This window comes from Synechocystis sp. IPPAS B-1465, assembly GCF_003015225.1.
In the GTDB taxonomy this organism is placed as follows: domain Bacteria; phylum Cyanobacteriota; class Cyanobacteriia; order Cyanobacteriales; family Microcystaceae; genus Synechocystis.
In genome coordinates this window covers 1,280,156-1,301,639 of record NZ_CP028094.1, presented here as the reverse complement: position 1 = coordinate 1,301,639, position 21,484 = coordinate 1,280,156, and the positions used below count along the sequence as shown (strand labels likewise).

Below are 21,484 nucleotides of genomic sequence, written 5' to 3'. Positions count from 1 at the left end.
TCTTTTCCTTTCTCGATTGTTTCCGTTTAGTTTTTTCAACCTATGAGCGATATGTCTTCCCTCTCCACCCCCAACACCAGTGCCGTTGACCAATGGCAGGCTTTGGATGGCCTCGCTGATGGCCAGGCGATCGCCAATGATGACCCTCCGGCGATCGAAGTCACCCTGGGAGATGGCCAACAAGGAAGTTTTAATAAAGCAGTAAGTGAAGACACTGTGGGGGCTTTTTTTAAAGAAATGGCCCGCTATCCCCTCCTGAGTGCCGCCGAAGAAGTGGAATTGGCTAGACAAATCCGATTGTTGGTCAGCGCAGAAGATGTTAGACAACAACTCACCCAACAACTGGAACGAACGCCTTCCCTCCAGGAGTGGGGGCAAGCCCTAGAATTTCCCCAGGTCAGACAATTTGAGATTTGGCTTTATCAACTGCGGGCTGCCAAACGACGGATGATCCGCTCCAATCTCCGCCTAGTGGTTTCCATTGCCAAGCGTTACCTCAACCGTGGTGTTCCCTTCCTCGACCTGATCCAAGAAGGGGCGATCGGTCTCAACCGAGCCGCAGAAAAGTTTGATCCCGATAAAGGTTATAAATTTTCCACCTATGCCTACTGGTGGATCCGCCAGGCCATCACCCGCACCATTGCCAATGACGCTCGCACCATTCGTTTGCCCATCCATGTGGTGGAAAAGCTCAACAAAATCAAGAAAGCCCAACGCAGTCTCAAGCAGGAATTGAAGCGCAATCCCAACGAAGGGGAATTGGCCGCTGCTTTGGACATTACCCCTGCCCAACTAAGACAATTACTGCAATTGCGTCGTCAGTCCCTGTCCTTAAACCATCGGGTAGGCAAAGGGGAAGACACCGAGTTGGTAGATCTACTAGAAGATCAACAACTGCAGTTGCCGGAGGATTTGATGAATGAATCCATGTTGCGGCGGGAAATTGTCGAAGTATTGGCCGAGGTACTAACGGAACGGGAAATGGAAGTGATTTGTCTGCGCTACGGCATTGCCAGCCACCAAAGTTACACCCTTGAGGAAGTGGGCAATATGTTTAATCTTTCCCGGGAAAGGGTTAGACAAATCCAAAGCAAAGCCATGCGGAAACTCCGTCGTCCCCAAGTGGCCCGCCGCCTCAAAGGTTGGTTATAGATACCGTAAAATTTCTAGTGGTGACGCACTTGCCCATCCGGCATAGTCGCCCCTTGAAAATCTGCCCCCACCATATTGGCACTCATTAGATCCGCCCGCACCAAGTTGGCATTGATGAAGTTGGCCTCCGTCAAATTGGCCCTGGCAAAAAATGCTTCAATCAGCTCTGCTTCCTGTAGGTTAGCTTTAGTCAAGTTGGCCCGACTCAGGTCGGCACTGTTCATGCGGGTGAAGCTCAAATTGGACCCCGTGAGATTGGTCCGATTCAGGTTGACATGGGTCATAATGGCCCCCTGGCAATTCACTGCCGTCATTTCTGCCTCAGAAATCTTCGCTCGCATCAAATTGGCATTTTGTAAATCGGCACCATTTAACTTTGCCCCCGACAAGTTAGCGTCAGTTAGCAGGGCCCCTTTTAAGTTGGCGTAGCTCAGGTCTGCCTTACGCAAATCCACATCTCGCAGATTAGCCTCCTTCAAGTTAGCGTAGCTTAAATCTGCCCGGCTTAAATCTACCCCCTTCATGTTGGCCCCCTGGAGGTCTGCCCGACCGAGGATAGCGGCCTGGAGATTGGTGTAGTAGCCCTTTTTTTCCTGACGCATATTAGCTCCCCGCAAACAGGCCCCGGTGAGGGTAGCACCACTTAAATCCGCTCCCCGTAGATCCGCCCCAATTAAATTCGTATCCTGGAGAGTGGCCAGGGTCATGTCGCTATCCCGCAGGATAGCCCCCTGGAGCATGGCCCCGTGAAAATTGGCACTGCGTAGATCGGCTCCGGCCAGGTCTGCCTGGTTTAAACTAGCCCCACTTAGGTTCGCCGCCACCAAATTAGCCTGACCTAGATTAGCCCGGTTGAGGTAACAAAAAAGCAGGTTAGCCCCCCGTAAATCCGCTTCATTGAGCACAATACCGATCAAATCGGCGGCTTCTAGATTAATCCCCGGTAATTTTAGCCCTGTAAATAAAGTTTCGCCGTTGCGATAGCGTTGGACCAATTCCTTGGCTTCCATAAATTTTGAGAGGGGAAAAATCAAATCAACTCTCTAATCATCTTAAGTTATGGAAGAATCCGTCGGAGTCAGTTTACTAGCCAATGTGGCAAGGCGAGTGGATATAATCGAGGACAGGGCTGAACGAAATAATGTAGCTGCCTGTCTTCAGTTATTAGCTGGGATCAATTTTGAAAAGTCTTTGATTAACCTATACCTTAGGGAGGGAGTTATGCGGGAATCGGTGGTTTACCAAAGTATTGTGGCAGAGTCGATGCGGAAAGGCGAACAGCAGGGACTGGAACGAGGTCTGAAGTTAGGACTTCAGCGGGGAGAACAACGGGGGGAATCACCCTTGATCTTGCGGATTTTAACCCGGCGGTTTGGAGTATTGCCTAATGGTCTAGTGGAGCGGGTTCGACAGTTGGGGACGATTCAGTTGGAAAGTTTGGGGGAGGCGTTGCTGGATTTTGAACAATTGTCAGAGGTGGAAGATTGGTTGGGAGAAATCGGCCATGGATAGTCTTCTTTATACTGAGGATTTTTTTACTTGGACTCAGCAACAAGCGGATCTTTTGTCTCAAAAACGTTTTGAACAGTTAGATTTGGAGCATTTGATAGAGGAGATTCAAGATTTGGGGAATCGTCACTATGACCAACTTGAATCACGCTTAATGGTTTTAGTCGCCCATCTTTTGAAATGGCAGGTTCAACATTGGAAACGGACTAATAGCTGGCGGGCAACTATCCGAGTTCAGCGAACATCCCTAGCCAAGTTGTTAAGACGGAATCCGGGACTAAAATCCCGTTTGGACGAAGCGATGGCGGAAAGTTGGCAGGAGGCGAGGGATTTGGCCATTGCGGAAACCGATTTACCGGATGATCAATTTCCGGATAGTTGTCCATTCACCATTGTAGAAATTCTAGATTCAGATTTTTGGCCCAATACCTAGGTCTCACCAGTTTTTGGGCTGGAACTCGTCGCTATTTAAAATGCTGACGCTTTCTCCGGATTGGGTCAGCACGAATAAGCCCTGGCGGTAGGCATATTTATCGGCTCCTTCTTCAATGTCCATGGCGGCAACGGCACCGTAAACTTGTTTTTGCTCATATTCGGGAAAAAATCTTCTAAATTCTGCCAGATTAGTCAAAAAATCTTTGACATCCTGCACACTAAGCTTACTTTTGACTTCTACCACTAGGGCGTGGTCTTGGTTGAGCACGAGAATATCTATTTCCAGGGTGTCACTGTTCAGGCGTTTTTTAACCCGTTGACTTACTTGATGGACGGGAATACCCCGGTCTAAAAATAGGGTTTCACAGGCAGGGGCGACCATATTTTCAACAAATCGTCCCCAGGATTGCCCTAAGTTACCCAATTCCTTGCGTAACTGTTTGAAGCCTTTTTCGTTTTCAATAATGGATTTTTGAAATCGTTGTTCCGATTCCCGTAACTGGCGATCGGTTTCTTGAGATTGTTCCCGCAATAGGCGATCGGTTTCTTTCTGGGCTTGGGCGACCTGTTTGAAAAGGTCGAGCACTTCGTCGAGGGTGGTGGTCATGGACTTCTGGCAGTAAAAGAGGGGGCTTTTCCATTGTAGTTTTGTTGAAGCTGTGGAATTAGGCGATCAAAAGGGAGAACCAGATACCAAATTTGGGTAGTCTGAGGAAAGGCTTATTAATGATGATGGCTTAGGTAATAAAAGGAGTGACCCGATGGCTGAGATGAAGCGAGATTATTTGGAAAAGTCCCTAAAGCAATTCGAGAGTCATCCCTATCCCAATATTCCCATCGAGGAATCTCCAAAAGACAATGTGAAATTGCTTTACGAGGGCAGTTTGGTCACGGCTCGCTATCGACGGGATGGTAAGGTGATCACTGATCTGGAAAACCGGGTGATGCTAGATGTGGCCTGTGGCACAGGTGCAACAACGTTAACGATGGCGTTGGCCAATCCGGGGGCGAAGGTGGTGGGCATCGACATTTCCCCAGAGTCCATTAAGATTGCTGAGGAGCGTTTGCAATATCACAAAATCGACAATTCTGAGTTCCATGTGCTTGCTCTGGAAGATTTAGATCAGTTGGGACAAAAATTTGACTACATTAGTGCTAGCGATATTTTATATTTACTCCCGGACTTAACCTTGGCCCTGCAACAGTTAAGGGCAATCCTAAAGCCTGATGGCATTATTCGGGGTAATCTCCACAGCTATTATCAACGTTTACCCTACTATCGTTGTCAGGAGTTGTTCGGGAATATGGGGTTGATGGATGATAATCCAGAGGAAATGGAGCTTGGTATTGTCAGAGATTTTTTTACAGCCCTACGGGACAATGTGGACTTAAAGGTAAGGGCTTGGGGCAATAACTTTGATAAGAACGATAATCACCGCTTGTTAAGCAACCATTTACTACAAAACGACAAGGGCTTTACTATGCCCCAGTTGTTAAAATGCCTCACCCAATCTAGTTTGGAGCTAATCAGCATGGTGGACTGGCAAGATTGGGATTGGCGGCAGTTATTTAAGGAACCAGATAACCTTCCTGCTTACTTGGCCATGGGACTAGAAAATGCTGACCTAGAAGAAGAGCTTTGTTTTTACGAACTGATTCAGCCCAATAAGCGATTGTTAGATTTTTGGTGTGGGCATCCCCAACCAGAATCTGCTTTGCCTATTCTAGATTGGTCAGAGGTTGCTAGTGAAAGGCTTTGGGTGCATTTCCATCCTTGTTTGAAATCAGAGTCATTCCACGAGCAACTAACCATACCGGGAGTTGTGGCACCGATGGATCTACGTCGTTTTTTCCCTTTTTTGCAGGAAAGTATCTGGTCTGATCGCCGTTCAGCCATTGCAATGTTCCTATCTTTGTGGGATGGGGCCAAGCCGTTGTCTTTCCTTTTGGAACGCTGGTTGCAGGTTTCTCCGGTGGATGCGGTCACTCTGGGGCCGAATGATTCCCAGCGGGAAGAATCCGCATTGGGGGGAGCATTGGTGATGTATGAGGAACTGGGGTTATTAATGCTAGAAGAACGGTGAGCATAGGTTGAAAATGCTGGCCAGTCCATACAACAAAATTTTTTGAGCAGGGTGATAGGCAAATGAGGGGCGATGGGTAAGTTACAGCTAGAAGGGTTCCGACCAGTTATTTAAATTTCCCCTACAGAAGGAAGAAGACAATCATGGCTAGTAATTTTAAATTCAAACTCCTCTCTCAACTCTCCAAAAAACGGGCAGAAGGTGGTTTCACCTTAATCGAACTGCTGGTTGTTGTAATTATTATCGGTGTATTGGCTGCTATTGCTCTGCCTAACCTCTTGGGTCAAGTTGGTAAAGCACGGGAGTCCGAAGCTAAATCCACTATCGGTGCTTTGAACCGTGCCCAACAAGGTTATTTTACTGAGAAGGGTACGTTTGCAACCGATACGGAAACGCTTGAAGTCCCAGCTCCTGATGGTAATTTCTTTAGTTTTGCAGTTAACACTGCTGACAACACAGAAGCTATCCAAGACGCAACGGCATTGAATTGGGAGGCTGACGGCACCCGCTCCATGTCAGGTGGAACGTTTTACGATTCAGGCACCCGCGCCTTCAGTACTGTTGTTTGTCGGGCTGAAGCAGGTAGTGAAGATACTCCCCCAACCCCAGGAGGGGCTAATGATTGTGGTGGTGCTGAAGTAATTAAATAGGACCCTATTATGTTTTGAGTGGTGCGGGAATGATGAGCTGGTCTTATCTTACCTACTGCACCCTCTTTTTTTTGGGTTAATATTTTCACACTATTGTTATGAAAGCCCAATTTTCTATCGGTAGTTCATCTAACTGTCGGCATTTCAATGGTACCCGACAAAGAGGATTTACTTTGCTGGAACTGCTTGTTGTGGTTATTATTTTGGGAGTGTTGGGAGCAATGACGTTGCCGAATCTTTTCTCCCAGATAGGTAAAGCGAGGGAAGCTGAGGCCAAGCAGATACTGAGTGCGATTGGTCAAGCCCAGCAGTCCTATTTTTTTGAAAAAGCCTCTTTCGCTGAGAGCAACCAAGCTTTAGAAATTAGTTTTCAGAGCAATTATTATGATATTTCAGAGCCTCAATTAATTGGAACTGATGTAGCCAAAAGTAGTGCTACAGCAACTAATGGTGTTCAGCAAAATGCCCGTAATTTTGCAATGGGAGTGTACTATGAGAACCAAACTTATAGAGTAGTATTGTGTCAAAGTCCTGTTCCAGCCGAGACAAACAGCACAGAGGCACCAAATAACTCATCTGGGGACTGTGTAAACGGTATTAAGCTTTTTTGATATGGTATTTAAGCTGAATTTACACGCTCGATTTGTTTTTCAAAATTTATTTTCTCCCTGTTTAGCATTTGCCAGTCTAATTGGGTTGATTACTCTACAGCGACCCGCTCTTCAAGCTCCAGGGCAGTCTTTGACTGAAGAAGATTACAAAACCCTTGAAGCAGATGAAAAAATAGATATAGAAATACTAGGCAAAATACCAGCCCTTGGATTTGATAATCTTGTTGCTGATTGGCTTTATTTGCAATTCATACAATATTTTGGTGACAGTGATGCCAGAGATTTAGTTGGTTATGGGTTAAGCCCAGAATACTTCAAATTAGTATCCGAGAAAGATCCTTTGTTTGTTAACGCTCTCCTAAGACTCGAAACTAGCACTTCTATTTTTGCTGGTTATCCTAAAATTAGTGTTGAATTGCTTGGCAAGAGTCTGGAAAAAATGCCCGAACAGTTCCTTTCTCCAGGTACAGCACCTTACTATGTGTGGAGAGCGAAAGGAACTAATGAGTTATTGTTTTTAGCAGATCCACAAGCGGCTAAGGAGTCTTATAAAAAAGCTGTTGAATGGGCACGACATTCCCAAAATGACGAAAACCAGAACTTTATCAATGTCACCACCGATAGCATCAAATTTTTAGAAAAAAATCCAGATAGTAGAAAGGCTCAAATTGGTGCCTGGTTAAGCATTTTGGGCAGTAGTCAAGATGCTCAGACCTTTAAAAGAGTCGTTAAAGAAATAGAGCGACTTGGCGGGAAAGTAACTGTTGAGCCAGGTGGACAAATATCAGTTAAAGTTCCCGATGATTTTGACTAAAAAAAGATTGATAATTTTAATCTAGATCTCCATTCCACATTCCTTCATAAGCTAGTTCTAACTCCTGAGTGAAATCTTTCGCTCTCCAAAGTTTAGATTTATACTTGCCCAAGTTCAACTCATTTTTTACTTTTTCTCTCAAACTCTTCTCTAATCCAAAACGAGTGCCCCAATAAACATATTCTTGATCATTCCAAGCGAGGCCCTCCCTAATATTTAACTGAGTCAAGAAAGTATAACTATTGCGGGACGCAAACTGTTTTCCTACCCGTGTTACTAACGGTACTTCCATCCATAACGTTTCCAACGTCGTCGTTGCACCATTGTAGGGGTAGGTATCCAACACCACATCGGCAATGCTCAGGTTAGCCCGATGGGTCATCTCATCCCCATCCTTGGGTAAAAACCGAATCCGATGAAGATCAAGCCCCATTTCCTTGGCCAACTGCTCCACCATTGCCCGAATTAACTCATTATCACCACCTCCCTTAATCAGAAACACACTATCGGGCACTGACTGCAAAATTTGTAGTTGTAACTTTAAGATATTGGGGTTCGATTTGATCTTATTCTGTACCGAAAGATAAATAACCGTATTGGGCTTAATTCCCAATTGCTCCCGACTTAACGTTGGTGTTCCCATTTCAAAACCATCCACTGCCAGATAGGTCTGGGGCAAACGCCATAATTTTTCCCGGTAATAGCCCTCGGCATCGTCAGGAACAACATAGGGATCAACAATGAAATAATCAATCGCCGGTAAACCTGATGCATCCGACCCTAACCAACTAACCTGAACAGGGGCCGGTTTGTGGGCCAACACCTGGGCCGTAATATTATGGGTCAGCACATCCAAATCTACCAAAATTTGAATTTGATCTTGCTTAATTTGCTTAATAATTTCATTTTTATCCCGACCAAAGTGATAGTATTTACTGACATTAGGATAAATCCAGTTTTCGGTTAACTCATCTTCTGGTTGTCCGATCAAATAAACAAAAATTTCAAATTTTTCCCTATCATGATACTTAAATAACCAACGGCATAGCCATCCCACTGAATGTTGCCTGAGAGTATGGGCAATATAACCAATCCGTTTTAGAGAAACTTGTTTTTTCTTAGGCAAATTTTCTTCTTGGCAAATAGTCTTATTTTGATTCTCAGTTAAATTTTGCTGAAAAATACTAGCGTTAAAATTTAAGCATCGACGATTAGATTCAGGTTCATCAAATAGGTAAAGTAGAGAAAACCCCAGTCCCCAAAAGCGGTCTCTTAAAAAATTATTTAAGACAACAGACTTTTCATTTTGTAATAAAATAAAATAATCTTTGAAAATAGAAGCTATACTTTGAACTTGTTCCCAATCATTGCCTGTCATAAAAGCAGATAATAATCTTGATGATAAATAAAAACCAAAATCAGGCTCAAAGTCTTGTTGTCTGAAAATATTTAATAGATTTCTTGCTGTTCTTAATAGAGCATCTTGATCTTTACGTAGTCCGTAAAATCGGATAAGATCATTAAGAATAAAAAGATTATTCGGAGAATATTGAAGGCAGATTTCAGCAATTTCAACACCATAACTAAAAAGTTGCTTATCATAAACCATACTATTAGCAAAAGCCATAACAGCATCACACCAAGGCAAATTGACTAAAAGTGGAATACTAGATCTTAAAAAATCAAGGGAAAGGGCAGTGGGAAACTCTAAAATTGATAGAGTGGCCCTTAATAAAAGCTCTTCTTCTTGTTGACTAATACAACCAGAATCAATAGAATTAATTAACGCAACTGTGCCTAAATAAGCCAGCTTCTCAGCCGAGAATACCTTAAGCTCACAGGCAACAACAAGTAAATTTAGATGTCCTGCCAGGTAATTGGGGACTATCTTGATTATCTGTTGCCATAATATCAACACTGTTTGTTTATCATTTTTATTAAGCTCTATGTGTTGTTCAATAAAGCCAACTAGTGAAAGCAACCCTTCATCAAAAGATGTAAAGCATTGCAACAAACCCAGCGACCAAATTTCTTCCGCTTTTTCTTCCCCTACAGAGATAAGATAATTCAATCCTAACTCCCAATATAAAATAGGGATAAAAGGATTATTTTCCAGTTCTTTTTCAAGTTCAATTATTCTTAAATCATTAACTTGCTTTTCAATTTTCATTTGTTTGATAATTTATTTAATGTTTTTTACACTCATCATAGTTACTTCAATGCAATAACATTTAAGCTTATGTAAGTATCTGCAAGCCTAATCAGACTACAGTCTTGAAATAAATCAAATTCAGTAACCCTTTCATAATTTTCAAATCCCGCCATTTCCAAATACATCCCCAAAATTTCTTCATCTAATCCCACTTTATGGACATCATAAACATCCATTTGTCCACCGAACATCATTCTCATAATGTGATGACGTTCCAGTGGATGGGAATTTGGGTGCAGATATAACCAACACAAAGTCTTCAAGTCTGGGACACTAATCATTAACTTACCCCCTATCCTAAGCACTCGGTGCCATTCCTTTAATGTACTGGTCAACTCATCGTCGATGTTGTAATAAAAATGTTCAAGGACATGGCTAGCATATATTACATCAACCGAATTGTCCTCGAACATTGATAAATTGCTGGCATTGCAAACATAATCAACCTCTGGACGATCTAAAACATCAACAATCCTCCATTCAGGGGAGACTTCTTTGCCGCCAATGTGTAACTTAATAATCTCAGTTTGAGTCATAAATCTTTAGTTATTACGAGTAAAATCATATATTCTAATATCATGCTTCAAATTTACTTAGGCGAAACGTGTCCTCAAAAAAACTTAACCTTAACAGAGTCTCTTTCCAAGACTGACCAAATGACGACCCCATTTAAAGACTACTGTGGCAACCAATCTTCATCCAGTACTTGTTCAAGGGTAGCAATGGGCTCCTCTGGAAATTTACTGAGGGGAAGTTGAGAATGTTTAGCTGCTAATTTTCTACCTTTTTTGTACCCCTCCACTAAATAGTCTCTTGCATAGTTACGTAAACTCGGATTATCCTCTAACACCTGGAGAAGCTGTAGGCGGAAATTCAAGATTTTCCTTTCCCAATGCCCTTGATTCCGGATAAATTCTGCTTGCCAGTAAACAATCAAAAGGAGATGTTCAAAAATATGATTGAGAAGACTTTGTAATTTATGTTTATCGCGCCGACTCAAATCTTCTACCTCCTCAATTAAATTTTCCCAATCTAGAGCATCCAAGTCTTGATTTTTAAGTTTAGCAACAGTTTCTAAAACCCAAAGATTGTAATCTGTCTCATAAAGATTTGTATTGGTTTTGTGGAGTTCAGCAACCATAGTGTTGACCTCGTTGATTAGTTGTAAATTTTATTCTAGCTTCTACCCAATCAATGGTAATACCATCTATAAATCGAAATGAATTATCTGGCGATCTCGCAGAGATCCGCTGCGCGGTGCGCCTAGGGCAACCAATCTTCATCCAGTACTTGTTCAAAGGTAGCAATGGGTTGTTCGGGAAAATTTTCAATCGATAAGCCCGAACTATCAGAAGCTAAACTTATGCCATTTTTGTAACATTTATCAAAAATCTCTGACAAATAAGGTTTTAGGCTTGGGCTGTCACTTAGCAATCGGTCAATTTGAAGACGAAAATTGCGAATTTCTCGCCTCCAATGGTTTCGGTTTCTTTCTTTTTCTGAATGCCAATAGCCCAACTTTAATAAATGCTCGAATAGTCTGGTTAGCAAACTAGCTAGTTTGTGCCTATCTCGCCGACTCAAGCTTAATACCTCCTCAATCAAATATTCCCAGTCTAGATTCTCTAAATCTCGGCATTGCAACTTTTGTACGGTTTCTAGAATCCAAAGATTGTAATCCGTCTCATAAAGACTTGTATTAGTTTTGCGGAGTTCGGCAACCATGCTGTTTTCCCAAATGATTAATCGTCAATCTTATTTTAGCTTCCACTCAATGAGTGGGCACACGATTTGCCTCATTATCTGGCGATCGCATAGGGCAACCAATCTTCATTCAATATTTGTTCAAGGGTAGCAATGGGTTCCTCTGGAAATGTACTGAGGGGAAGTTGAGAACGCTTAGCCGCGATCTTGCGCCCATACTGGTAACATTCTTGCCAAATTTCTTGCAAATAAACTTTGAGACTAGGACTATCTGCTAATTCATCCTCAATCAATTGACGAAAATTAATAATCTCGGCCTCCCAATGATTACGATTGTTCTGCTCCTCACTTTTCCAATAGGACAATTTTAATAAATGTTCAAATAATAACCTCAAAAGACTTTTGAGCTTTTTTTTATCCCGCCGACTCAAATCCTCTACCTCCTCAATTAAATTCTCCCAATCCAGATTATCTAAATCTTTATTTTTTAGTTTGACAACAGTTTCTAAAACCCAAAGATTGTAATCTGTCTCATAAAGATTTTGATTTGTTTTGCGGAGTTCAGCAACCATAGTGTTGACCTCGTTAATTAGTTGTAAATTTTATTCTAGCTTCTACCCAATCAATGGTAGTACCATCTATAAATCGAAATGAATTATCTGGCGATCTCGCAGAGATCCGCTACGCGGTGCGCCTAGGGCAACCAATCTTCATCCAGTACCTGCTCAAGGGTAGCAATGGGGTGTTCGGGAAAGATGCTGAGAGGAAGTTCGGATTGGTCAGCAGCCAATTCTCTCCCATCACGATAACATTTATCAAAGATGTCACTAAGATAGTTTCGTAAACTTGGACTACTTTCTAACTCTTCATTAATCTGTTTCCGGAAATTACGAATTTCTCTCCTCCAATGGCCTTCATTCCTTTGAAGCTCAGATTGCCAATATGTGAGTTTAAGAAGATGTTCACACAGTAGACGTAAAAGACTTTTAAGCTTTTTTTTGTCGCGCCGACTCAAATCCTCCACCTCCTCAATTAAATTGTCCCAATCTAGACCATCCAAGTCTCGACTTTTCAACTTGGCGACAGTTTCTAAAACCCAAAGATTGTAGTCTGTCTCATAAAGATTTGTATTGGTTTTGCGGAGTTCAGCAACCATGCAACCTTCCTCAATCATTTGTCTTAAGCTTCATTGTAGCCTTAGCAAAAATTGTCCCCAAAATTGGCATCTTGAGCCGGATGTGACTAGAATCGGGAATAGGTTTATATTCATATTTGTTTACAATCAACCTCCGCCACCATGGTCAAATCCGTTAGCTTGCTCCGGTCCCAATCCTACGAAGCGGGCAGTTTGCTGGCTTCCCTAAGAACTTTACTCGAACCCTTGGGGGGCATGGGCAACTTCGTCAAACCAGGCGATCGGGTTTTGCTGAAGCCCAATTTGTTGACTGGCAATCGGCCGGGCAGAGAATGTATTACCCGCCCCGAAGTGGTGGCCGCCGTGGCCCAACTGGTGCAGGAAGCGGGCGGTAAACCTTTCATGGGGGACAGTCCTGCGTTTGGTTCGGCTCGGGGCGTGGCAGAAAATAACGGTTACTTACCTCTGTTGCAAGCGTTAGACATTCCCATTGTGGAATTCCGAGGGGGACGCTACGCCACCGATAGTGATAGTTTTAACCATTTGCGCTTGTCCAAGGAGGCCATGGATGCGGATGTGGTGATTAACCTGCCCAAACTCAAGTCCCATGCCCAATTGACCATGACCATGGGGGTTAAAAATTTATTCGGTTGCGTCCCCGGCAAAATGAAAGCTTGGTGGCATATGGAGGCGGGCAAAGATGCGAATCGCTTTGGGGAAATGCTGGTGGAAACGGCCAAGGCGATCGCCCCGGATTTGAGTATTTTGGATGGCATTATGGCCCATGAAGGCAATGGCCCCATGCACGGCGACCCCAGGGAAGTGGGGTTATTGGCCGCTAGCCCCGACGTGTTTGCCTTGGATTTTGTTATTACCGATATTTTGCAACTAGACCCCGCTACTATTCCCACCATGGCGGCCCAGGAGCGCCTAGGACTAAATCCCACTGCGGCTGAATTGACCTTTCCCTTATCCCATCCCCGGGAGTTAGTGGTAGATAATTGGAAACTACCGGAAGTGTTGATGCCCATTGATTTTGGCCTGCCTAGGGTGTTGCGTTCCACGTTCAAACACTTTTACATTCGCTTTGTCAAAGAACCCTTACATATCTACACGGGGAAAGCCTAGTTACGGGAACTTTCGTCAAATAGGCTACATAAAGCCTACCGATCCGGCCTTAACCTGAAGATAAGACATAAAGTCAATATCACCCTCCGATTGCTAGAGGTCGCCCATTGCTTCAGTGGCGGCTTTCTTTTTAGAGTTTATTAGTCCTTTAGAAGCTGCCATGCACTGCTCGATTTGGGACGAATTTGAACTTTCTGTAATTGGTTACCAGGGGCGATCGCCGTGGTGGGGGCAGGGGTTTTGTTAAGATTCTAAAAACTTCAAATAGCGCTCCCCATGCTCATGGACTGGATTCCTTTCGAAATTCCCATTAATACGGCGATGATTGCTGGTGCTACCCTTTGGGCATTGGGGCTGTACCTAACCTGGGGCAGTGGGCGCAATTGGCTGATCGAACAGTTGCAACGGTGGTTTAATTTTGCGGAACGTTCCCTCTACACTTCCGTGGAGGAATATGAGCGCACCAAGGAAGCTCGGGAAGCCCAGAATGCTTTCTATGCTTCAGTAATGAGTATTTTGCCGTTTCTTCTCCTGGGGGCCCTCTGTAATTGGGGGGTGAAATGGGGATTGGGAGGAAGTTGGTCCATTAGCTTGGCCATATTGACGGTGTTCACAGGGGCAGTTTATGCGTTGGGGAAACAAAGTAGCAATGAGTAGGGTGGCGGGACAAAGAAAAACGGCGATCGCCAGGGAAAAAAATCCAGGCCAGCAAAATTACCTATCCGGTCGAAGTTGGGGGCAAAAATTAATCAGTGCTTTATTGTGTTGCCTTGCCCTGACGTTTTCATTGGGAGGTTGTTTTTCCCCGGAACTGAAAGACCAGGTGGTTTTTTCCGTGCTCAGTGACCCCAAAACTTTCAATGCGGTTCTGTCCCAAGAGTCCCCCAATGTTTTTGGTTATATCTACGAAGGGCTAATTAGGGAAAATCCTCTCACCGGGGAAAGAACGCCAGCCTTGGCGGAAAGTTGGGAAATATCACCGGACAATTTGACCATTACCTTTACCCTCAAGGAAGGTCTGCGTTGGTCTGACGGCAAACCCCTTACCGTAGATGATGTACTATTTTCCTATAATGATCTTTATTTAAACCCTAAAATTCCTAACAATTATCGGGACAGTTTAAAGGTAGGAGAAAGTCAAGCAGAACCGAAGATTACCAAAGTTGGCGATCGCCAGGTGGCATTTAATATTCCCGAACCCTTTGCTCCCTTTTTAGAAACAGCCCAATTTCCCATTTTGCCAGCCCATATTCTGCGGGAAACAGTGGAAAAAACCGATGAAAATGGTAATCCGTTATTTTTGAGTACCTGGGGCACCAATACCCCCCCGGACCAAATTGTGGTCAATGGTCCCTATAAATTAACCCGCTACGTTACCAGCCAACGGGTAATTTTTAGTAAAAATCCCTATTACTGGGAAAAGGGCCCCAACGGTGAGTCTTTACCCTACATCCCCAGGGTGGTGTGGGCCATTGTGGAAAGCACTGACACATCTTTGTTGCAATTTCGTTCTGGCAGTTTGGATTCCCTCGGAGTGCCACCAGAATCCTTTTCTCTGCTCAAACAGGAAGAAGAAAGGGGTAATTTTGTCATCTATAACGGCGGTCCCACCTACGCCAGTAGCTATTTAACCTTTAATCTCAACCAAGGTAAGCGCCAGGGTAAACCCCTAGTGGATCCGATTAAATCCCGGTGGTTTAATAATCTCAATTTTCGTCAGGCGATCGCCTATGGCATTGACCGGGAAAGAATGGTTAATAACATTTACCGAGGGTTGGGGGAAAAACAAAATTCCTTTATTCCTGTGCAATCTCCCTTTTTTAATCCCGATGTCAAAGTCTATAACTATGACCCAGAAAAAGCGCAAGCATTACTGAAAGCCGGGGGCTTTACCTACAACAATCAACGGCAATTATTGGATGATCGGGGTAACCGTGTCCGCTTTGTGCTTAATACCAATGCTGGCAATAAAGTGCGGGAAGCCATGGGGACCCAAATTCAAGAAGATTTGGGAAAACTTGGCATTCAAGTGGACTTTAGCCCCATTAGTTTTGGCGTGTTGGTGGACAAATTAAGCAACAGTTTGGAATGGGATGCGGTGGTTTTGGGCCTAACCGGCGGCAACGATCCCCATATACCTAATGTTTGGTATGTTAAGGGCAATTTACACATGTTTAATCAGCATCCCCAGGCCGGAGCCCAACCTTTAGAGGGACAAACAGTGGCCCCCTGGGAGCAGAACATTGCCGATTTAGCTCTTAAAGGTTCCCAAATTATTCCCCAGCAGGAACGGAGCCTAGTTTACGACCAAATGCAACTGGAAGTGCAGGAATATTTGCCCTTTATCTACTTGGTAAGTCCCTATTCCCTTTCAGCAGTGCGGAACCGCTTCTGTGGCATTGAATATTCTGCCCTAGGGGGAGCGTTCTGGAATTTGCCTTCCATCAGTTTTTGCGATAATCCACCACCACCGCCATCATCCCAAGCTAATCGTCATTTTCCTGGGACTGGGGGGGAGTAGGAGTTGGCGTTCCCATTGATGGCGTTTGATATTCCTTGATTTTCTCCTCCAGTGCTTTTAAGCGGGCCTGTAAATTTTCCAGGCGATCGCCATTGAGACGGTTTTCCTGGAGTTGTTGACTAATCAATGTATCGAACTCCCGCCGCAGGGCTTCCTGTTCGCCCATTAATTGGGCAATGGTGTCATTTTGGGCTTCAATGGTGCTTTGCAAATTTTCCAAGCGGGCTTTTTCTTCAATCACAAACGGTAAGCCGCCCTGGGATAAAAGATAAATGCCACCACCACAGAGGATCGCCCCCGCAAACATCAAACTGCCCACGATGGTGCGGAAATAGCGCTTTTGCCGCCGCCGAAATTCCGCCAATAAATCCAACGCCCCTTCACAGCCGGGTTCCAACGATAAACACTGACGCACCCGCAAATGCATTTGGTCAGCATCGGGGGCACGGTGGTGCTGTTTCCATTTCCCCAGGTAGGCTTCAGCGGAAGAGAGTAAAAACTTTGATTCCCCAGGATTAAAGGCAATGGCGTCATCTAATTCGGCAATGGCATCGTCCCAGTAGCCCAAACGCATATAACCCTGGGCCCGGGTGAAATGGTCAGCGGCTTGTTTTTGGGCCGCTTGGATTTCCTCCGGTTCAATGCCCAACTCGCTGGCGATCGCCTCCAATTCAGCGGTGGTGGGAATGCGCTGGGTGGATTGGCTTAACTCAGTCACCCGTTGGATGTAGTTTTCGATTACTCCGCTGTGGACCAATGCCATGGCCTAGTTGTCCTCGGCGCTAATGTCTTTCTCGACAATTCTAGCTTAGGAATCTGGCGGGGCTTTTGCCAGGGGCACCAAAGGGAAAAACGACTCCATGGGGAACACAGAGCCAGTTTTGGGACATTTATTGACAGTTAGCTGAAATTCATTAACAAGTTCTAACCGAATTGTTCTTCCACTTCCAAGTCAAACAGCATCTTCAGGGAGCGTAGGCATTGCTTACGGGCTTCGATATCCTGCTGGGCCCGCAGTTGCACCATGGGTTCGTGGAGAATTTTGTTGACAATGCCCCTGGTGAGGGCTTCGATTACTTCTTGATGTTTTTCGGCAAACTCGCTGCCCAGGCGGGAAAGGGCTTTTTCCAATTCCTGTTCCCGGATATCTTCCACCTTACTGCGGAGGGAACTGATGGTGGGTACCGTTTCTAGCGATCGCCACCAGAGGTCAAAGGCGGCAATTTCTTCTTCGAGTAATGCTTCAGCTTGGCGTGCCATTTGTCGGCGGCTGGCTTGGTTTTGGGCGACTACTTCTTTCAGGTCATCCACATTAAAAGCCCGCACCTGTTCCATAGCGTGGACATCAGCGGCCACGTTCCGGGGGACGGAAATATCCACTAACATCAAGCTTTTGCGGTTGATCACACAGCCAGTCAAATTCTCGCAGTTTAAAATTGGTTCCGTGGCCCCAGTGCTGGTAAAGACAATATCCCCAGCGGCGATCGCCGTAAACATATCCGTCAGGGGACAAAGGGTTAACTGGGCTTGGGGGAATTGGTTGGCTAAATCCTGGGAACGACGTTGGGAGCGGTTAACAATGGTGATGTCCGTGGCTCCTTTAGCTAATAGATGTTTCACCAACAGACAGGCCATTTTACCAGCCCCGATGATGACAGTTTTTTGGCTCGATAAATCCACTTGACGATGGACTAACTCCACAGCGGCGGAACTGATGGACACGGCTCCTGTACCAATATCCGTTTCGGTTCTGACCCGACGACCGGCGGTAATGGCCTGTTTAAATAGGCGATCGAGCAGACGACCCACCCCTTTATATTTTTGCCCCAACTTATGGGTAGTACGCACCTGAGCCAGGATTTGTCCTTCTCCGAGCACCAAACTTTCCAGCCCAGCGGCCACCCGCATCAAATGGCGCACCGCATCTTCGTGGAGGAGGGTAAACAAATAACGCCGTAGGGTTGCCAGGGGAATATTGCCAGTTTCAGAAAGGAATTGGGTAATTTCCACCACTCCCTTTTCTGTGTCCGTCACCACCGCGTAAATTTCCAGGCGGTTACAAGTACTAATGACAGTGACTTCTTCGATGTGGGGATAACTCCGCAGATGGGTTAGCGCTTCTTCCAACTTAGCTTCTTGGATGCTGAGTTTTTCGCGAATTTCCACCGGGGCTGTCTTATGGCTCAGTCCCACAACGGCAATATTCATGGGTTCTCCTAAAGGATTCTCTAATAAGGTGGTGGTCGCAGAAATTACGACGTTTTTTGTTAAACAAGTTTCTCTAATCTTTGCAATGTAGTCCGAATGGCAGACCACAATCAAGGGTCCATCCCGCCGGGGCTCATGAATTTTTGTTAAGCAAAACTAGCTCCGGTAACCATTGGGCGGCTTGCAAAATCTTTTGTAGGGATAATTCTTTTTCTAGCAAACAGGCGTGGCCGCTGTGGGGCAATATTTTCACCATGGCTTTGGGAAGATGCCTCTGCAACTTATGGGCTTCTTCCACGGAAGGCAGTAGTAAATCCCGACCACTGGCCAGAATTAAACTGGGGGAGCTGATTTTTCCCAAATCTAATTCCTGTTGGTTGAAATTTTGCAATAGGGCTAACCGTTGGGCCACGATCGCCGGGGGAATGGAGCGCATGGCATTGAGCAACTGACGTCGATCCTGGGGCTGTAACCGTTCTACAGCGGCTAAAAAGGGCAGTCCGGTGAGGGTAGTGACCGTTTGTAGGGCATTGGGTAACCACTGATGGAAGGGAATGCCCCACTGTAACCAAGGGCGACGGTCAAAGGCAGTGGCGGGATTAACCAAAATTAATTTGGCTACCTCCTGGGGGTACAGACAACTATAAGCCAGGGCTAGGCATCCCCCGAAGGATTCCCCACAGAGGTACAGGGGTAATGTTAATCCCTGCTGTTGGTGAATTAATTGGTGCAGGGCCTTGGCGATCGCCGACCAATCATCCGGAAGGGGCCCCGGAGTTAGGCGCAGAGCCAGTAGGTTAAAGTGCTCAACCAACTCCAGTCGTTGCCGATAAAATAATTTGCCCGTACCATCCAACCCCGGCAAATAAAGCAGACTTGCCCTGCGGCGATCGGGGGGATGAAGATTAACTAACTGCATTTTCTGTTAGATTTGTTGACGTAATTCTCTCCCTACCTATGGACGTTACCATTTATCTCCGTTGGTCCGCCTACGCTACCATCGCCAGTTTTATCTTTATGGTACTGGCCTTTGTTTTTCGTTGGGGGTTCCGCTTTCGCCTGGTGGGGGTGACGAGCTTTATGACAGTTTTAACGATAGGCATTTTTGGCCTGGGTTTGGGCATGTTCGACCGCCCCACGGTGGAAGGCTCAGTGAAGTTCAATCGGGTGTACGACAATGGTGCTAACCAAATTGTCATCAGTGTGCCGGTGACAGTGTCCGCTACGGAAGTGGAAGCCACCCTCAAACAGGCCGCCAATAATTACTTTTCCCTGGGCCGCATTTCCACCGACGGCAAAGAACAAATGGTGATCCGGGCCCGAACCCTGATTCATCCCCAGCCTGGCCTAACTAAACCCCTCTATTTAGGCTCTGCTTACCGCACCCTGGGCACCAAAGAAAACGATCAGATTGAGATTAAACTTGACCGCAAAGCCCTCCGGGAATTAGAGCGCAACCAGGCCGCATGAAGAACTTTTTCCAACAAATGGTGGCTAGTTTCTTCGGAACATTGGCCGCCATTGTGGTTTTGCTTAGCCTTGGGGCCACTGGCTTGGTGTTGCTGTTCATACTGGTTTCGGCTGAGGCAGATCCAGTGCTAGAGGAAAAAACAGCCCTCATTCTCGACCTAGCGATCCCCATCCAAGATACCAGCCCTACTCTCAGTCTACAACAGAGTTTACTGGGTAATCAGGAAGAAATATTACCCCTGCGGACGGTGGTTAATGCCATTGAAAAGGCCGCCGAAGATGACCGCATTGTGGCCCTATTAATTGATGGTCGCCGCAGTAACCAAGTGGACGGTTACGCCAATTTAAGTGAAGTGCAACAGGCCCTAATTAAATTCAAACAATCGGGCAAAAAAATTGTTGCCTATGGTCTCAACTACAGCGAACTAGGCTACTATTTAGCTGCCACTGCCGATACCATTTTAATTAACCCCATGGGGGGAGTGGAAATAAATGGACTAGGGGCCCAGCCAATCTTTTTTACCGGGGCGTTGGCCAAGGCTGGCATTGGGGTGCAGACCCTACGGGTAGGCAGTTACAAGGGAGCCGTTGAACCCTATACCAGGGAAAATCTCAGCCCAGAAAATCGCCAACAACAACAGCTTTTGCTAAATCAAATTTGGCAAATTTATTTAACCAGTGTTGCTAATAATCGTTCCTTAACGGTGCCCCAACTCCAGGCGATCGCCAGTGACCAAGGGCTGCTCTTTGCTGACATCGCCCTAAGGGAAAAATTAGTAGACAAGGTGACCTATTGGGATGAAGTTTTGGCCGAGTTGAAACAGGCGGGAGTTTGGATTAATGACCCCGAGAAAATAGAAGAGCAGGAGGAAGATAAAGAGTTTAGAAAAATTAGTTTGGCCGAGTACCATCGCCTACAAAACTGGGAAACCGAAAACCACGACCAAGACCCTAAAATCGCCATTGTTTACCTCGAAGGCTCCATTGTTAATGGTCGGGGCACCTGGGAAAACATTGGTGGCGATCGTTATGGGGAACTATTGCGAACTATTCGCCAGGATGACGACATTAAAGCGGTGGTGCTGAGAATTAATAGTCCCGGTGGCAGTGCTAGTGCGGCGGATATTATCTGGCGGGAAGTGGAACTTTTACAGGCTCAAAAACCAGTGATTATTTCCATGGGCAATGTGGCAGCTTCTGGTGGTTATTGGATTGCCACCGCTGGGGAAAAAATTGTTGCCCAACCCAACACCGTCACCGGTTCCATTGGGGTTTTTAGCATTCTTTTCAACGTGGAAAATTTAGGCGATCGCCTGGGGTTAAACTGGGACGAAGTGGCCACGGGGGAACTAGCCAATGTGGGCTCCAGCATTAAACCTAAAACTGAGTTGGAGTTGGCCATTTTTCAACGGTCGGTGGATCAGGTTTACGAGATCTTTTTAGATAAGGTGGGTAGGGCCCGCAATTTATCTCCTACCGCTTTGGACTCCGTGGCCCAGGGCAGGGTTTGGACAGGATTGGCAGCACAAAAAGTGGGGCTAGTAGATCAACTGGGGGGATTGCAAACGGCTGTGAACCTAGCAGCGGCCCAAGCAGAATTAGGGGAGCAATGGCAGGTAAAGGAATACCCCACTCCCAGGGGATTAAATTCCCTCCTCTGGAACAATCTCATCCATGGTCTCACTGAAACTAACTCCGTGGTTCTACCGCCATTTTTGCGAACTAATTGGCAACAGTTGGAGCGGGAATGGGCAGAGTTGGCCCAATTTAATGATCCCCAAGGCATTTACGCCCGCTTGCCCTTTTCCTGGCATTTTCTTAATCCTTAACCATTTTTTTGTGGGCTAAAAC

24 protein-coding genes are annotated in these 21,484 nt (G+C 45.5%); 13 read left to right on the top strand and 11 right to left on the bottom strand.

Annotated elements, in window-relative coordinates; all coding sequences use genetic code 11:
- Positions 1-42 precede the first annotated feature (42 nt).
- Positions 43-1,152 (top strand): RNA polymerase sigma factor, RpoD/SigA family, encoded by a 1,110-nt coding sequence (locus C7I86_RS06135; RefSeq protein WP_010872387.1) that lies wholly within the window; start codon positions 43-45, stop codon positions 1,150-1,152.
- Positions 1,153-1,166: 14 nt separating this feature from the next.
- On the opposite strand, the gene C7I86_RS06130 is transcribed toward C7I86_RS06135, so the two are convergent.
- Positions 1,167-2,162 carry a pentapeptide repeat-containing protein gene (locus C7I86_RS06130; protein WP_010872386.1) on the bottom strand — a complete coding sequence of 332 codons (996 nt, stop codon included), beginning with the start codon at positions 2,160-2,162 and terminating at the stop codon, positions 1,167-1,169.
- A 49-nt stretch (positions 2,163-2,211) separates the two neighbouring features.
- On the opposite strand from C7I86_RS06130, the gene C7I86_RS06125 reads away from it, so the two are divergent.
- Positions 2,212-2,664 carry a DUF4351 domain-containing protein gene (locus C7I86_RS06125; RefSeq protein ID WP_010872385.1) on the top strand — a complete coding sequence of 151 codons (453 nt, stop codon included), beginning with the start codon at positions 2,212-2,214 and terminating at the stop codon, positions 2,662-2,664.
- Positions 2,657-3,094, top strand: coding sequence for a DUF29 domain-containing protein (locus C7I86_RS06120; protein WP_010872384.1), 438 nt, complete (start codon positions 2,657-2,659; stop codon positions 3,092-3,094). Before C7I86_RS06125 ends, C7I86_RS06120 begins: the two co-directional genes overlap by 8 nt.
- 3 nt (positions 3,095-3,097) lie before the next feature.
- Here the strand turns inward: C7I86_RS06120 and C7I86_RS06115 are convergent, their stop codons facing one another.
- The gene (locus C7I86_RS06115) at positions 3,098-3,703 is read right to left on the bottom strand and encodes a hypothetical protein (RefSeq protein WP_010872383.1); all 606 of its coding nucleotides are present in this window, start codon (positions 3,701-3,703) and stop codon (positions 3,098-3,100) included.
- 154 nt (positions 3,704-3,857) lie between these two features.
- Here C7I86_RS06115 and C7I86_RS06110 point away from each other — a divergent pair, with 154 nt between their 5' ends.
- From C7I86_RS06110 to C7I86_RS06095, 4 genes are all read left to right on the top strand, one after another.
- Complete coding sequence (locus tag C7I86_RS06110) at positions 3,858-5,180, top strand: bifunctional 2-polyprenyl-6-hydroxyphenol methylase/3-demethylubiquinol 3-O-methyltransferase UbiG (RefSeq protein ID WP_010872382.1); 1,323 nt, start codon at positions 3,858-3,860, stop codon at positions 5,178-5,180.
- Positions 5,181-5,323: 143 nt separating this feature from the next.
- Positions 5,324-5,830 (top strand): type IV pilin protein, encoded by a 507-nt coding sequence (locus tag C7I86_RS06105; RefSeq protein ID WP_010872381.1) that lies wholly within the window; start codon positions 5,324-5,326, stop codon positions 5,828-5,830.
- A 98-nt stretch (positions 5,831-5,928) separates the two neighbouring features.
- Positions 5,929-6,441, top strand: a complete 513-nt coding sequence (locus C7I86_RS06100) for a type IV pilin protein (RefSeq protein ID WP_010872380.1) — start codon at positions 5,929-5,931, stop codon at positions 6,439-6,441.
- Between the two features lies 1 nt (position 6,442).
- The gene (locus C7I86_RS06095; RefSeq protein ID WP_010872379.1) at positions 6,443-7,255 is read left to right on the top strand and encodes a hypothetical protein; all 813 of its coding nucleotides are present in this window, start codon (positions 6,443-6,445) and stop codon (positions 7,253-7,255) included.
- Between the two features lie 16 nt (positions 7,256-7,271).
- Here the strand turns inward: C7I86_RS06095 and C7I86_RS06090 are convergent, their stop codons facing one another.
- The 6 genes from C7I86_RS06090 to C7I86_RS06065 all read right to left on the bottom strand — a co-directional run bounded on the left by C7I86_RS06090 (position 7,272) and on the right by C7I86_RS06065 (position 12,327).
- Entirely contained in the window at positions 7,272-9,425 is a 2,154-nt protein-coding gene (locus C7I86_RS06090; protein WP_010872378.1) for a hypothetical protein, read from the bottom strand.
- 41 nt (positions 9,426-9,466) lie between these two features.
- Positions 9,467-10,003 carry a methyltransferase domain-containing protein gene (locus C7I86_RS06085; protein ID WP_010872377.1) on the bottom strand — a complete coding sequence of 179 codons (537 nt, stop codon included), beginning with the start codon at positions 10,001-10,003 and terminating at the stop codon, positions 9,467-9,469.
- A gap of 140 nt (positions 10,004-10,143) precedes the next feature.
- Positions 10,144-10,608 (bottom strand): DUF29 domain-containing protein, encoded by a 465-nt coding sequence (locus tag C7I86_RS06080; protein WP_010872376.1) that lies wholly within the window; start codon positions 10,606-10,608, stop codon positions 10,144-10,146.
- Positions 10,609-10,730: 122 nt separating this feature from the next.
- On the bottom strand, positions 10,731-11,192 hold the full coding sequence (locus C7I86_RS06075; protein ID WP_010872375.1) for a DUF29 domain-containing protein: 462 nt from the start codon (positions 11,190-11,192) through the stop codon (positions 10,731-10,733).
- A 74-nt stretch (positions 11,193-11,266) separates the two neighbouring features.
- A complete protein-coding gene (locus C7I86_RS06070; protein WP_010872374.1) occupies positions 11,267-11,743 on the bottom strand; it encodes a DUF29 domain-containing protein in 477 nt (158 codons plus the stop codon).
- Between the two features lie 122 nt (positions 11,744-11,865).
- Complete coding sequence (locus C7I86_RS06065; protein WP_020861674.1) at positions 11,866-12,327, bottom strand: DUF29 domain-containing protein; 462 nt, start codon at positions 12,325-12,327, stop codon at positions 11,866-11,868.
- A 141-nt stretch (positions 12,328-12,468) separates the two neighbouring features.
- Between C7I86_RS06065 and C7I86_RS06060 the strand changes: the two genes are divergently transcribed.
- The 4 genes from C7I86_RS06060 to C7I86_RS06050 all read left to right on the top strand — a co-directional run bounded on the left by C7I86_RS06060 (position 12,469) and on the right by C7I86_RS06050 (position 15,955).
- Positions 12,469-13,434 (top strand): DUF362 domain-containing protein, encoded by a 966-nt coding sequence (locus tag C7I86_RS06060; protein ID WP_010872372.1) that lies wholly within the window; start codon positions 12,469-12,471, stop codon positions 13,432-13,434.
- Between the two features lie 115 nt (positions 13,435-13,549).
- Entirely contained in the window at positions 13,550-13,681 is a 132-nt protein-coding gene (locus C7I86_RS19390; RefSeq protein WP_255345314.1) for a hypothetical protein, read from the top strand.
- Positions 13,682-13,716: 35 nt separating this feature from the next.
- On the top strand, positions 13,717-14,091 hold the full coding sequence (locus tag C7I86_RS06055; RefSeq protein ID WP_231848055.1) for a hypothetical protein: 375 nt from the start codon (positions 13,717-13,719) through the stop codon (positions 14,089-14,091).
- Positions 14,060-15,955: an ABC transporter substrate-binding protein gene (locus C7I86_RS06050; RefSeq protein WP_010872370.1), complete on the top strand. Its 1,896-nt coding sequence runs from the start codon at positions 14,060-14,062 to the stop codon at positions 15,953-15,955. The genes C7I86_RS06055 and C7I86_RS06050 overlap by 32 nt, the downstream gene beginning before the upstream one ends.
- Here C7I86_RS06050 and C7I86_RS06045 read toward each other — a convergent pair.
- From C7I86_RS06045 to C7I86_RS06035, 3 genes are all read right to left on the bottom strand, one after another.
- On the bottom strand, positions 15,921-16,718 hold the full coding sequence (locus tag C7I86_RS06045) for a hypothetical protein (RefSeq protein WP_010872369.1): 798 nt from the start codon (positions 16,716-16,718) through the stop codon (positions 15,921-15,923). The genes C7I86_RS06050 and C7I86_RS06045 overlap by 35 nt on opposite strands.
- A 161-nt stretch (positions 16,719-16,879) precedes the next feature.
- Entirely contained in the window at positions 16,880-18,163 is a 1,284-nt protein-coding gene (hemA, locus tag C7I86_RS06040) for a glutamyl-tRNA reductase (RefSeq protein WP_010872368.1), read from the bottom strand.
- A gap of 133 nt (positions 18,164-18,296) precedes the next feature.
- On the bottom strand, positions 18,297-19,082 hold the full coding sequence (locus C7I86_RS06035) for an alpha/beta fold hydrolase (protein ID WP_010872367.1): 786 nt from the start codon (positions 19,080-19,082) through the stop codon (positions 18,297-18,299).
- A 38-nt stretch (positions 19,083-19,120) separates the two neighbouring features.
- On the opposite strand from C7I86_RS06035, the gene C7I86_RS06030 reads away from it, so the two are divergent.
- Complete coding sequence (locus tag C7I86_RS06030; protein ID WP_010872366.1) at positions 19,121-19,633, top strand: Ycf51 family protein; 513 nt, start codon at positions 19,121-19,123, stop codon at positions 19,631-19,633.
- Complete coding sequence (sppA, locus tag C7I86_RS06025) at positions 19,630-21,462, top strand: signal peptide peptidase SppA (protein ID WP_010872365.1); 1,833 nt, start codon at positions 19,630-19,632, stop codon at positions 21,460-21,462. Before C7I86_RS06030 ends, sppA begins: the two co-directional genes overlap by 4 nt.
- Positions 21,463-21,484 lie beyond the last annotated feature (22 nt).